Here is a 12,842-nt window from a genome sequence, read left to right as displayed (position 1 = left end):
TTGATGATCACAAATAAATTAAAAGAATATATGGGAAAATTAATATGTTTAATCTAAAAAAGTACAGTGTTTTTCTGAGTTTATTGGTTATAGCGTTATCATTAATGTCTTCTCCGGCACTAGCCGATGAAGGTATTACTGTTGGTAGAGATATTTCAGAAGATACCGTTAGTGCAGGTGACAGCTTCATAGTAACCGTTAGTTTGTCTTCCACTGACTCATACAAGGCTCCAATGATTGACGAAGACCTTCCTGAAGGGTGGACTGTGAGCATGGTTCAGGATAATGGAGCTCTTTTCAAGGAATCGACCCATGAATGGATGTGGTCTGGTCATATACTCCCGGGTGAATCCAGGGATCTGGTATATGAAGTGACGGTTCCATCAAGTGAAAAAGCAGGAACTTATATTATTCATGGTAAAGCATCGTTTTATACAAGTTCCGATGAATACATTTCCGTCCCGATCATAGGTGATGACACGATCACTATTACAGGCTCTTCGTCTTCTGGAAACACAGGTAATACCGACGATTCTTCTTCAACTGTCTCTTCTTTAACAGATACTTCCACTTCTTCTGCTGAAATAATTCCGGAAGAAAGCGTTGAAGTGAATAAAGAAGAAAGTAATGTTGATCCGGTCACCGGGGGAGAACCTGTAGGGGAACTTGAAAACACTGAAGTTTCCCGGGATGATGTACAATCTCAGGATTCGGAGCCTAATACTCCGGGTTTTGAACTTATAATGGCTGTTTCAGGACTACTGATGTCTTTATTTTGTGTAAAAGGTACTAAAAGACAAAAATAAGATCTAGGTGAAAAAGGTGGTGCGATAATGAACAAAAGAAGAATAATAACGGTATTGATGGTATTTTTCGTGCTTATTTCAGTTTCCATGCCTGCAATGGCAGCAGGGGAACTAAGTGCTACAAGATCGATATCGACCTCAGAGGTAGTGCCAGGGGATACTTTCAGGGTATTTGTTACCCTATCTATAAATTCAGCGATATCAAGTCCGGCTGTTAAAGAAAACCTTCCTGATGGGTGGAATTTGACTGTAATTGACGATGCTGGGGCTTCCATTTTCAAAGAGTCTGCTTTAGAATGGGTATTTGTGTCCCTTTTCAATGCAGGGGAAAGCAGAACGATAATCTATGATGTAACAGTACCCTCAGATACGCCGGAAGGGAGCTATACAATATCGGGAGCCTATTCCGCAAATGAAATTCCCTACTCAAGCACTTTTGGCGATGAGGAAATCGTTGTATCTACCACTGCCAGCGATCCGCTAGTTGCACCAGAAGCCGATTTCTCTGCAAGCGTCGTTTCCGGTACATTTCCGCTGACGGTTCAGTTCGCCGATCTTTCAACGGGTACTCCTACAGAATGGGCATGGGATTTTAACAATGATAGTATCATCGATTCAACTGAACAGGATCCTGAACATACATTCATTTCAGCAGGTAGCTTTGACGTAACTCTCACTGTGGCAAACTCCGTAGGCAGTGATTCAATCATAAAGCCCAACCATATCGTCGTTTCCGATCCCGGCGATGAAGAACTTGAGAATGAATCAATATCTGCAGCAGTATCTCTTGGTGCAGAGATCATCCCTGCAGTAGGTATTGTTGTCACTCCAGGTACTATCAATTTCGGTTTCCTTGGAGCAGGTGAGGTCAGTGACGTGAGAACTGTACAGATTACTAACAGGGGTGCAGATGATGCAATAATCACAGCTGATGTGATAGACGCTGCAGATGACCTGTTCATGGATGGTCTGTATGTTGATAATGGAATGTGGGATGATTATTCGGCATGGCTTGGTTCTAAGGAAATGACGACAGCGGACCTTACCCTTCATGTGCCTTTTGATTACTCTAATATTGGTTCTATGAAAGGTATACTTGTGGTCTGGGCAGAAATTGAGTGAAGCTTAAGGTAAATTTTGAAAAGGATCTTTTCCTTTTCTTTTTTATCTATACGAACTAAATCGTGATTACTGTGATTGTCTCTGTGCATCTCATGTGATGTAATGTTTCATCCCAAGCTTGCCTTATCGTACATATTGATCATTTCTTCTGTTCGGTTTTGTACACTAAAAAGGTATGTTGCTATGGTGTTATGTGTTAAATTTGTCATTTGGTGGCATTATCTTGATAAAGCGTGTAAAATGTCGATTTCAGGGAAAAAGTAGTGATCTTTGTACAATGTGTGGCGGTTAATTATGCATCCGATGATCAAACCTTTAGGGCTTCTACTCTTTACGACATTGCTACTGAGTGGTCTTGCAAACATTTCTACGAATTCGCCGGAGCTTGCCTCCTCTCCCACAGAAGATCATCATGAGATCACATATTCTGACCTGGAACATCCAAGCACCGCCAATATCAATGCAATTGATGCTCCAAGATATAGTGGCAATAATCGTGGTAAAAGGAATGGCCACTCTCACGATGACAAAGATGAAGACGACAATGACAACGATGATGGGAATGAAACGTTGAACAACGCTTCAATGTATTCAGGTGTATCTCTTGGTGCAGAGATCATTCCGGCAGTTGGGGTCGTCGCAACTCCCGGTACCATCAATTTTGGTTGCCTTGAAGCAGGTGAGGTAAGTGATGTAAAGATAATCAAAGTGCATAATGGAGGAGGAGCTGATGCAACTATCTCTGTGAATGTGATTGGTACAGCAGATGATCTGTTCATAAGTGGTCTGCACATTAATTCCGGAGTGTGGTATGAATATTCTGCATTGCTTGGTCCAAAAGAAATGGGGACTGCGGACCTTACCCTTCATGTACCTTCTGATTACTCAAATATTGGTTCTATGAAGGGAATACTCGTGGTTTGGGCCGAAATAGAATAAAGATATATCCCAAAAGGTTTTTATTTCTTTTACCATTTGCTTAAAAATGAGATCTCAAGGGTGTGCTAAAGGCTCTAGCTTTGGTATCACATACAGGGAATTCGTGATCTCATTGGTGACAACCTCTACAGGCAGATTATATACTTTTCCAATGATTTCCGGGGTGAGCACTTCTGCTGGTGTGCCCAACGACATCAGGTTTCCATCCCGTATGAGTGCTATCTTGTCACAGTAATATGCTGCAAGGTTCAGGTCATGTACCACTGCAACTACAAGCTTCCCCTTTCTTGATTCATCTTTGACTAGGTTCAGGATATCGATCTGGTTCGTGATATCAAGATGTGATGTTGGTTCATCGAGAAGCAGGATGTCCGTTTGCTGCGCAAGTGCTCTTGCTATGATGACACGCTGAAGTTCACCGCCACTCAGCTGTGTGACAAGCCTATCCTTCAGGAAGTCTGTTTTAGTTTTTTCCATGGATTCTTCAACGATGTCAAAGTCCTCAGGGGATTCATTACCCTTTATGTAAGGAGTACGCCCCATCATCACTATATCTTTTACAGCAAACTCGAAATTGATGGATATGACTTGCGAAACCACTGCTATATGTCTGGCAAGTTCAGAGCCATTCATATGTTTTATGGATCTTCCGTTAAGGTTTATCTCTCCGGATTCGGGTTTGAGAACTTTGGTGATAGCTTTAACTAATGTTGTCTTGCCGGATCCGTTCGGCCCAAGGATGCCCAGGAACTCGCCTTTTTCAGCAGATATGTTAATGTCTTCCAGTATCTTTCGGCTGCCATAGCTCACATTAAGGCCTTTGATCTCAAGCATAGATTGTCTTTCTCCTCTTCCTTAACAGGTAAATGAAGAAAGGAGCTCCGAAAAAGGCGGTAACAACTCCTACGGGCAGGTCGGTGGATTCGAGTATTGTCCTTGCAATAGTGTCTGAGAACACCAGGAATACTGCTCCCATGAGGGTTGATGTGGGCAGGAGTATCCTGTGATCAGGCCCCACGATAATCCTCATTATGTGTGGTATGATAAGTCCTACAAAACCTATGATCCCGCTAACAGATACTGCAGCTGCAGTAACAAGTGATGAGAATATGAGTACGCTTCGTTTTACCTTCTCGATATCCACTCCCATGCACTGTGCCTGTTCCTCACCAAGGAGCATAACATTGAGGTTCCATGATTGCCGGTAGAGCATGAAAATACCCACAAGTATCATAACAAAAGTGATCTTCACTTTATCCCAGCTGGCAGTCCACAGCCCTCCCATCATCCAGTATATTATCTGGTGTGGTGACTGGGAAAGGAATATGATGAAAGACGTGACTGCCGAGAGAAAGAAACCAACAGCAATTCCTGCAAGCAACAGTGTTTCCGTAGGTACTCTTTCTCCGATCCTCGATATATTGTAGACTATGAAAATGGATCCTGCTGCTGTCACAAAAGCAAGAAGCTGTAAGGGTAACATCAGTGCAAAAGCAAGAGCTGCACCAAGGCCGGCACCTGAAGACATCCCTATTATGTATGGGTCAGCCATGGGATTTTTCAGCAATCCCTGCATGGCACAACCGGCGGTTGCAAGAGCTGCACCCACCAAAGCTCCAAGGAGGACTCTCGGAAGCCTTATGTTCATTATAATAGTTCCCTGGCTATCGCTCCATACCTTCTCGATATTCAGGATATCTCCGAGCATTAATTTTTCAGTAATGGCAGTAACCATTATCTTAACGGTGTCGACAGGTGAAATATCGCTGCTGCCTATTGCGGTATTGCTGGCGATCATGGCTACCAGCAATACCGAAAGTAAGACCATTACAGCTTTTCCGTCTCTTGCCATCTTCATCCTTTTCCGTATTTGTATTCAGGAACGCTTTGCCCTGAGGTATCCTGCTGCTAGCATACATGAAGCTATCAGGACGCTGAATCCAGGTGAGCTGGTTGTCGGGACTTCCTCGCAGTTTCCATCTTCACTGGCCGGGATATCTGACTCGCTGTTTTCGGGTGTATTGTCCAGTGGTGTCGCATCTTCTGACTGTTCATCATTGGCTTTGATCACAGTTTCTTCCACTTCATAGCCCCCTATCTCAGCTTCGATGTATATATCTAATTCCTTCAATCCTTCCACGATCCTGGGGCCAGGGATCTCGATGATGCTGGGGTCAGCGATAGGGTAGATCCTGTTATTCTTTATGGCATCTGTCTGGGCCAGCGCATCATTATTTTTGATTGAGTCCATAATTGTATATGATGCTCCGCCCATTCCGGAACAGATTATGATCTGTGGATTGCTGTCTACGACATCTTCAAGATTGATGACCGGCCATCCTTCAGCTTTCTGTATATTGTCTCCACCGGCCATGGTTATGAGGTTGTCCGGGTATGAATTAAGTCCGGCAGAGTACATTGGATCATGCCAGACCAGGTAGAGCACACGAGGCCTTTCCTCAGCAGGGATGTTGGTTGTTTTACTTGTGATGGCATCCATCTGTGTTCTCATATCATCGGTGATCGATAGTGCCATCTCTTTATTCCCGGTCACTTCTCCTATCAGTTCGATGTTGCTCATGATATCATCGATGGTTTTTGGCTCGATTACTATTACAGTAAATCCCAGGTCCTTTAGTATATTGATGGCATCTTCGCCGTTTGCTTCAGAAGCAAATATAACATCAGGCTCAAGGCTGACGATCGATTCAAATTCAAGGTTGGTATATCCTCCCACCTTCGGGATATCTGCAGTTTCGGGTGGATACTCATCGTGGATCGTGCCGCCGACCACATTATCTCCGGCACCTACAGCAAAAAGTATCTCTGTGTTGCTTGGCATGGTGGACACTATCCTTTCAGGCTTACTTTCTATTGTAATAGTATTGTTCACATTATCCACTATGGTAAGCGGGTATTCTGTCATACCGGATTCTATCGCGCTTGCATTTGAAGCAGATATCAGTGCAAGGATTAAAAATAAGACATAAAAACCTTTGAACATTATTATCTCTCTCTTTTCTTAAGTTTACAATCAATCGGTATATCACTATAAAAAGTTTCTCTTCAGCATAACAGTTGTTAGTTTTATTAATAATAATAATCCTGACTGCCGTATGATTTTCTTCATTTTTCAGGTTCAGGCACAATTAATAAAAAAGATGGCACCTGCAGGAGGTGCCTTATGCTGACCATTCAGCTATTTATAACGCCTTAAGAGTTCAGCCAGTCGTAGATCAATTGCTGTAGTCTTTCAGTAGTGATGACTTCTCCAGTGACCGGAGCCGGCAAATCGCTTAGCCAGTAGTAGATACCTTCCTGCAACTCAGGGGTTGTAATTGCCATTGCTCCATCAGAATTCATATTGTTCCATGGGTTCCAGTCTACATCGTTAGCACTTGTTACGGTCTTGGCAAAGTAATTATTGGCTTCATCCCTTTCATCGATGCTATTCAGTGTGTCCAGGGCAATCTGCAGTTCATATTCTCCCTCGGCTGCAGGTGTCCACTCAAAGGTGACTTCTGCGTTTGAGGTCTTTGCCAGGGATGACACAGTCTTTGTATCTAATGTGACTCCATCCACTAACATCATAACTTCAAACGAACCTGCATCCACATTACCATTGTTTTTGATCTGGACAGTCATATTATTTGATTGTCCGAAAGATGCAAATGATTGTACTATGGTCGAAGTTTCAAGGTCCGGTGATGTTTCAGCATAGGCCGTAACTTTTCCGGCTTTCCCGACCGTAAAGACAATACCATCTGATATGGCAGGGCTTGATCCTCCTCTTGCATATGCCCAGACCGTCTCTCCGGTGAAAGCATCCAGAGCATAAAGGCCTGCGTAGGTGTAGGATCCATCAGCTTTCCCGACGAAGACCTTTCCATCAGCAACTACCGGGGAAACTTTCCAGTCGCCAAGGCCTGTTCCGCTCTCCTCGGTACTCCACACAAGTTCGCCCGTAGTAGCATTGAAGCAATATGTTTGAAGTGCTGAGAATGCATAACAGCCACCGGATACGTAGACGTTTCCATAAGCGATCGATGGTGCCGAATCGGTCCTTTGAATAGTCTGTGACCAAAGTATCTCACCTGTGTTCTTATCCATTGCAATAAGGTCTCCATACGTATTAGATTCCCAATTATAGGTTGTAACGTACAATGTATTGCCATGGATAGTTGGAGTCCCATCGGTCTCGCTATCAAATGTTTTGCTCCATATCTCTGAGCCGGTGTCTGCATCGACACAATAAACATAGCCGCTGTCCTGATAGAGGCATCCTGTGAAGTATACTTTATTATCGCTATATGCAGGAGTTCCCTGTGAATATCCGTTCACATAAAAACTCCACAGTTCAGTGTCAGTGCTCTCGTTGTAGCAATGATACATATAACCTCCATAGTCTCCATGATAATATTTTCCATCAGCTATGAGTGTACCGCCATTTACGCCAGTAGGATGGCCACACCAGACCCTTCCTCCATGATATGAAGGCGAGGTCCACGAATCAAAACCGGAACTTCCGAATACATCTGCATTTCCTAGATATGTACCGTTGTACATATCCAGTATTTTTACGGCATCGCCGCAGTTGACATAAACCTTACCTTCTGCAACTGCCGGTGAAGATCCGCTTATGGCCCCGATATCATTACTTGTCCACAATATGGTATTGGTATCCGGAGCATCGGAATTTGTAAATCCTATGTGTTGTGCATTTTTCTGGTACTGATGCCATTCATCTTCCATGGCAGGTGTAGCCAGGACGTTAGATGACATTGTTACTATACACATCAATACAATTGTCAGTGTTAATAAATTTTTAAATATTTGAGTGTTCATATCAACCACCGTTTATTTTTAGAATTATTGTTTAGTTATCTAATATCATATATTAATTAAATAACTCTTTTATGTTTTTATATAATATATTTTTGTAATTCAAAATACAAACTTTAATTACATTTATAATACATGATGGTTAGTGTTATCCAATTGTATATTATCTATATGGTTAAATTTTGTTATTAAAATCCCAATCTTTATATATCTTTATGCTAACACTCTCTCTTCTATCTAGTCTTGTATACGGTTCAACTCATGATATAGGTGGTCTGGCAATGAAAAGAAAAATGAAACTTGTGAATGATTCCCGGGCTGTGTCCCCGGTTATAGGTGTTATGCTTATGATAGTGGTTACTGTGGTTCTGGCAGCTGCAGTCAGTAATTATGCAGGTGGAATGCTTGTTGGAACAGAGCAGGCACCTTCTGCTGTGTTCAGTGCCGAGATTGTAAAAGACATAAAAGTACCGATGGGGAATAGTAGCAGCCAAGAGACTACATCATATGCCTATATTAAGCATATTTCAGGTGATTCGATAGATACCAAAGACCTGATGATCATCACAGAAAACCCAAAAGCTCGTGGAGGTGATGGTTTCAGGGAAATTTATCCAAACCAGAATAACACCAATACGTTAGGCAGTGCCGGGGCCTACAGAGGTACTGCACCGATGTGGAACCAGGGAGGATTCTTTAGTAGCCAACCGAATTCTTTCTTTGGAGAATATACTCTTGAACCCGGGAGAAGCATGATGGCTGATACATGGTCGAACTATAATAAGGCAGACTGGTCTGAAGGTGACGAAGGATGGGGCTATAGGAATAGCAATGGCTTCTTAGTAAATCCTGAGGTGGATGAGATTACAGGGATACAGGCAATGTTTGCAGATTGGGAAAGTGTCGAAAGTGGTGATCATCTTAACATAAAAATAATTCATACTCCAAGTCAAACTGTGATCTTCGATTCAGATGTGAGGGTGATCTAAATGTTCCCCTCTCTATCATTTATAAGTGATAAACGTGGCGTCAGCCCTGTAATTGGAGTTATGCTGATGATAGTTGTCACCGTTATTCTTGCCGCAGCAGTTAGCTCTTTTACTGGAAGTATTGGTACGAAAGATGAGATCCCGTCAGCTACTTTGAAAGCATCAGCATCATATTCGGAATTAAATATCACTGTGGAACATCTGGGTGGAGATCCAATCTATATGGATTTTATAAAATTTGAAATCAGCTCCGGCCGACCTGTAATGTCCAGTTATGTGGACAAATCGAATGTTACTTTGTATCCGAAAAATACTAACGCCTATAATCCGGATATACTCGGACCGGGTAAAGTTGCAAAGATCAGCTTTGTATCATACGATCAAGCGCCTCCGGGCCAAGAATATGGTGTTGTTGCCGACCAGGTGATAGGGCTTGGAGTCCCATTCACAGTAACAGTAGTGGATCGTGAGACCGATCTGCCAATATCTTCTGCAAAGATTGTAATGGGTCCTTGATAATTTCAGGTTCTATTTCGATTTTTTAGACATGAAACCAAACGAAACATTATTAATAATTAATTATGAAGAGAATTACCGGAAGTATCAAAAGCTACCTGTCCAAGTCCAACCCAAATTTGAAAAAGATGCCCTCTAAAGGGATTAGTGGATTGCTGGGTAGCCTTAAGGGGAGAAGATTATCAAAGGAACATGATGTTTCTGACAGCCATGATCTGTTAAATGAGGATCTGTTATCTTTCAATATACCGGAAGGTTTCGATGAGCTTGAAAGATACTGGGTGGATGAACCCTATTCATTTGTATCGATCCTGTATGACACCATCCGCAGTGACACAAAATATGTCGTGGTCGAGCCAAAGCTCAACAGGTTCGAGAAGACACTCCTTGAAGAGGTCATGATGATGCTTGAGGATGTTCTGAGCTTAAAGGGTATTGGCAATATAGATGAGCTTGAGAGTGTCGACAGATCTGAACTTTTGAGAAAAAAAACATCTTCCATCCTTTCGGAGTATTCTAAACTTGATACCAGATCGTTCGAAAAGATATTCTACTATGTAAAACGTGACTTTGTAGAGTTTGGTAAGATCAGTGCTATAATGCGTGATCATAGTGTGGAAGATGTATGGTGCAATGGAGTTGGTATTCCTATCTATGTTTACCATTCCGGTTATGGTGATCTTCCAACGAGCATCGTATTCAGTACGGACGATGAGCTTGATTCTTTTGTCATGCGTATTGCGCAACAGGCTCGCAGACATCTGTCCAAGTCCAACCCTATTCTTGATACGGTCATGAAAGATGGGTCTCGTATCAATATAACCTATGGGCATGACATAAGCCCTCTGGGTAGTTCTTTCAGTATACGCAGGCAGAAAAAGGTTCCTCTTACACCCCTTGACCTTATTGCATGGAAATCATTTTCAGCTGAAATGATGGCATATTTCTGGCTCTGTATGGAGAACCGCAAGAACATATTGATATGTGGTGGAACTGCAACGGGCAAGACATCTGCTCTTAATGCTATCTGTATGTTCATTCCCCTTACCATACGTATTGTGACCCTGGAGGATACGCGTGAGATCCAGCTTCCTCATGAGAACTGGATCCCGACCGTAACCAGAGATGGTGTTTCCAGCATTGATGCTGCGACCATCGACCTGGAAGACCTGCTCCGTGCATCCCTCAGGCAAAGGCCTGAGTATCTCCTTGTTGGAGAAGTAAGGGGCAGAGAGGCCGAGATATTATTCCAGGCAATGAATGCAGGCCATGCAACCTGTTCGACCTTCCATGCCGGAACCCCCAAAGAAGTCATCAACAGGTTCACGAACCCGCCGATCAGCGTGCCTGCTGCAATGTTCACTGCACTTGATGTGATCTGCATGTTGAGCAATTCCTATGAAAATGGAACTGAAAAAAGAAAAGTATCAGTGGTTGCAGAGGTTACAGGCGTAGGAAAAGATGTTCATACAAAAGATATCTTCCACTGGGATGTTGTGGCAGACGGTCTCAATTTTGGAGGTTCTGGCGTACTCGAAGATATCCGGAGGCGCAGGGGATGGAGCATCGAAGAAGTTGAAGATATCCTGCAAATGCGTTCAAAGTTCTTGGTAAAGTTAATTGAACGTGGTATTCGGGATTATGATAGTGTCGTTCGCTGGATCAATGCATATTGTAAAAACCCTGTTGACACGCTGTCTCTTTTGGATGGGGATGGTTCCGATCCAATGCATTCCATACTTTCCGGGAATTGCCTTCTGAATATCGATGAATGCGAAAACGAAATGCTGGTCTCACAGGGGATAGAATGAGTTTTATCAGTCGTTATGTGAGAAGGTATCCTGGCAAATATACTGATCTTCAAATGTCCATCAGATCTGCAAGGATGGATATGCATTATTCCACATTTTATGAGAAGGCCGTATCCTATGGAGTTCAGACATATATTCTGATGTTCATTTTTTTCTTTTTGACTCCTTATATGTTCTTAACACCCTATTTCTCTATTTTAGAGCCATACAGGTCGATTATCGTTTCTGATCTTGTTTTGGCAGTTGTTCCCCTTGTATTCGGTTTTTCTGTTTTCCGCCTCTATCTCATGTATCCCTCCTTTACGGCAAAATCACGCAAAACAAAGATAGACATGGTTCTTCCCTATGCCGCATCATTCTGCTTTGGAATGAGCAAAGGAGGTTCATCCATATATGAGATATTCAAGGAACTTATGAAAAACCCTCACATCTATGGTGAGATCGCAACAGAGGCATCATATGTTGTCAGGGATGTGGACATGATGGGTAAAGACCTTGTCACTGCACTAAAGAATACTGCAAGTGTAAGTCCTTCACCTGTCTTTAAAGACTTTCTGGAAAACCTGATCCCGATGATGGAAGGTGGTAGTAACATCCATCATTATTTTGAAATAAAGACCAATCAGTATTTTGAGCATGCAAGAAAAACTCAGGAGATGTTCCTTAAAACCCTTGAGTTGATCTCGGAGGTCTATGTTGTAGCTTTTGTGGCGGTTCCAATCTTTCTTCTAATAACTCTTGTGACGATAGGTTTACTAAATCTTGAACAGGCGCCTTACCTTTTTCAGGCACTTTACATTGGATTGCCAGTAGGCTCTATTGCATTGATAATATTGCTGGATTCCATATCTCCCAAAGAAGATCTTGGTATGAGGTATGTTGAGAAGGTAGTATTGCGAAAATCAATGTCTATAGATGAAGAAGAGATAAATGAAAATGAATATGCAACAAAATTGAAATTCTATAACAAGAAAAAGCTCTATAAGAAAATATTAAAACAACTGAAGAATCCTCTGGAGCCGATTCTCAGAGAACCTCTCAAGGCTTCTGTCATAAGTATTCCTTTGATGCTGATACCATTCATCTACCTTGATCTGGGTATCAACAAGCAGATTCTGATCTCGGCAATTCTTGCACTTCTTCCAGTGGCAGCAGCTTATGAATATAAGATGAGGACACTTGCAAAGCTCGATAAAGCGGTTCCGGATTTCCTTCGTCGTCTTGCAGAGATCAACGAAATGGGTCTGACATTGAACAATGCAATAGGCATGCTATTGAAATCCGATGTAGGTCGCCTTTCAGGAGAGATAAACAGGGTATGGCTTGATATGGAGTGGGGAGGCGAGATGAAAGATGCGCTGGTACGTTTTGAGAACCGAATAGGCACTCCTTCACTAAGGCGTGCGGTAACTCTTATTGTAAATGCCAGTCTTGTAAGTGAGGATACAAGGGATGTCCTCCTCATCGCTGCAGAAGATGCTGAGAACATGTTGTCTTTGAGAAAACAAAGACTTGAAACCAGCATTATTTACATCGCAACGGTATATCTCGCATTTGGAACATTTCTTTATGTTTGCTATTCTTTCTCTACCCAGTTCCTCCCTTCTGTTACCAGTCTTGGGGGACAGAATTTGCTTGATGTGGAACACATAAAGACAACGATGTTCAATACATGTGGAATACTTGGGTTTTTTTCAGGCCTTATACTTGGCGAAATGGCTGAGGGTAGCGTCTTGCATGGATTAAAACATTCCATTCTTTGTTTGTTGTTGACATATGCATCGTTTACTATGCTAATGGGTTATTGAGTGGTGATT

11 protein-coding genes are annotated in these 12,842 nt (G+C 42.4%); 7 read left to right on the top strand and 4 right to left on the bottom strand.

The genetic code is table 11. The features are described from left to right. Positions 1–104 precede the first annotated feature (104 nt). From E7X57_RS00570 to E7X57_RS00560, 3 genes are all read left to right on the top strand, one after another. Positions 105–806, top strand: a complete 702-nt coding sequence (locus E7X57_RS00570) for a PGF-CTERM sorting domain-containing protein (RefSeq protein ID WP_135609483.1) — start codon at positions 105–107, stop codon at positions 804–806. A 27-nt stretch (positions 807–833) separates the two neighbouring features. Beyond that, the gene (locus tag E7X57_RS00565) at positions 834–1,928 is read left to right on the top strand and encodes a PKD domain-containing protein (protein ID WP_135609481.1); all 1,095 of its coding nucleotides are present in this window, start codon (positions 834–836) and stop codon (positions 1,926–1,928) included. A gap of 294 nt (positions 1,929–2,222) precedes the next feature. Then, entirely contained in the window at positions 2,223–2,867 is a 645-nt protein-coding gene (locus E7X57_RS00560; protein WP_167880845.1) for a hypothetical protein, read from the top strand. Positions 2,868–2,921: 54 nt separating this feature from the next. Here the strand turns inward: E7X57_RS00560 and E7X57_RS00555 are convergent, their stop codons facing one another. The 4 genes from E7X57_RS00555 to E7X57_RS00540 all read right to left on the bottom strand — a co-directional run bounded on the left by E7X57_RS00555 (position 2,922) and on the right by E7X57_RS00540 (position 7,649). Then, entirely contained in the window at positions 2,922–3,701 is a 780-nt protein-coding gene (locus tag E7X57_RS00555; protein ID WP_135609478.1) for a heme ABC transporter ATP-binding protein, read from the bottom strand. After that, on the bottom strand, positions 3,694–4,725 hold the full coding sequence (locus E7X57_RS00550; protein WP_244603549.1) for an iron ABC transporter permease: 1,032 nt from the start codon (positions 4,723–4,725) through the stop codon (positions 3,694–3,696). The genes E7X57_RS00555 and E7X57_RS00550 overlap by 8 nt, the downstream gene beginning before the upstream one ends. An 18-nt stretch (positions 4,726–4,743) precedes the next feature. Continuing rightward, positions 4,744–5,871: an ABC transporter substrate-binding protein gene (locus tag E7X57_RS00545; RefSeq protein ID WP_135609476.1), complete on the bottom strand. Its 1,128-nt coding sequence runs from the start codon at positions 5,869–5,871 to the stop codon at positions 4,744–4,746. Positions 5,872–6,080: 209 nt separating this feature from the next. Beyond that, a complete protein-coding gene (locus E7X57_RS00540; RefSeq protein ID WP_210409016.1) occupies positions 6,081–7,649 on the bottom strand; it encodes a PQQ-binding-like beta-propeller repeat protein in 1,569 nt (522 codons plus the stop codon). Between the two features lie 341 nt (positions 7,650–7,990). Here E7X57_RS00540 and E7X57_RS00535 point away from each other — a divergent pair, with 341 nt between their 5' ends. The 4 genes from E7X57_RS00535 to E7X57_RS00520 all read left to right on the top strand — a co-directional run bounded on the left by E7X57_RS00535 (position 7,991) and on the right by E7X57_RS00520 (position 12,833). Then, positions 7,991–8,698 carry a type IV pilin N-terminal domain-containing protein gene (locus tag E7X57_RS00535; protein ID WP_167880843.1) on the top strand — a complete coding sequence of 236 codons (708 nt, stop codon included), beginning with the start codon at positions 7,991–7,993 and terminating at the stop codon, positions 8,696–8,698. Further along, on the top strand, positions 8,699–9,214 hold the full coding sequence (locus E7X57_RS00530; RefSeq protein WP_135609471.1) for a type IV pilin: 516 nt from the start codon (positions 8,699–8,701) through the stop codon (positions 9,212–9,214). A 65-nt stretch (positions 9,215–9,279) separates the two neighbouring features. Further along, positions 9,280–11,025, top strand: a complete 1,746-nt coding sequence (locus E7X57_RS00525) for a type II/IV secretion system ATPase subunit (RefSeq protein WP_135609469.1) — start codon at positions 9,280–9,282, stop codon at positions 11,023–11,025. Beyond that, a complete protein-coding gene (locus tag E7X57_RS00520; RefSeq protein ID WP_167880842.1) occupies positions 11,022–12,833 on the top strand; it encodes a type II secretion system F family protein in 1,812 nt (603 codons plus the stop codon). The genes E7X57_RS00525 and E7X57_RS00520 overlap by 4 nt, the downstream gene beginning before the upstream one ends. Positions 12,834–12,842 lie beyond the last annotated feature (9 nt).

Source organism: Methanococcoides sp. AM1 (assembly GCF_900774055.1).
In the GTDB taxonomy this organism is placed as follows: Archaea; Halobacteriota; Methanosarcinia; order Methanosarcinales; family Methanosarcinaceae; genus Methanococcoides.
The sequence above is the reverse complement of the archived record's forward strand: the minus strand, read 5'-3'. Positions and strand labels throughout refer to the sequence as shown.

Coding starts and splice junctions, on each gene's coding strand:
- E7X57_RS00570 (WP_135609483.1), top strand. CDS start 105: ATGTCTTCTCCGGCACTAGCCGATGAAGGTATTACTGTTGGTAGAGAT.
- E7X57_RS00565 (WP_135609481.1), top strand. CDS start 834: ATGAACAAAAGAAGAATAATAACGGTATTGATGGTATTTTTCGTGCTT.
- E7X57_RS00560 (WP_167880845.1), top strand. CDS start 2,223: ATGCATCCGATGATCAAACCTTTAGGGCTTCTACTCTTTACGACATTG.
- E7X57_RS00555 (WP_135609478.1), bottom strand. CDS start 3,701: ATGCTTGAGATCAAAGGCCTTAATGTGAGCTATGGCAGCCGAAAGATA.
- E7X57_RS00550 (WP_244603549.1), bottom strand. CDS start 4,725: ATGAAGATGGCAAGAGACGGAAAAGCTGTAATGGTCTTACTTTCGGTA.
- E7X57_RS00545 (WP_135609476.1), bottom strand. CDS start 5,871: ATGTTCAAAGGTTTTTATGTCTTATTTTTAATCCTTGCACTGATATCT.
- E7X57_RS00540 (WP_210409016.1), bottom strand. CDS start 7,649: ATGTCATCTAACGTCCTGGCTACACCTGCCATGGAAGATGAATGGCAT.
- E7X57_RS00535 (WP_167880843.1), top strand. CDS start 7,991: ATGAAAAGAAAAATGAAACTTGTGAATGATTCCCGGGCTGTGTCCCCG.
- E7X57_RS00530 (WP_135609471.1), top strand. CDS start 8,699: ATGTTCCCCTCTCTATCATTTATAAGTGATAAACGTGGCGTCAGCCCT.
- E7X57_RS00525 (WP_135609469.1), top strand. CDS start 9,280: ATGAAGAGAATTACCGGAAGTATCAAAAGCTACCTGTCCAAGTCCAAC.
- E7X57_RS00520 (WP_167880842.1), top strand. CDS start 11,022: ATGAGTTTTATCAGTCGTTATGTGAGAAGGTATCCTGGCAAATATACT.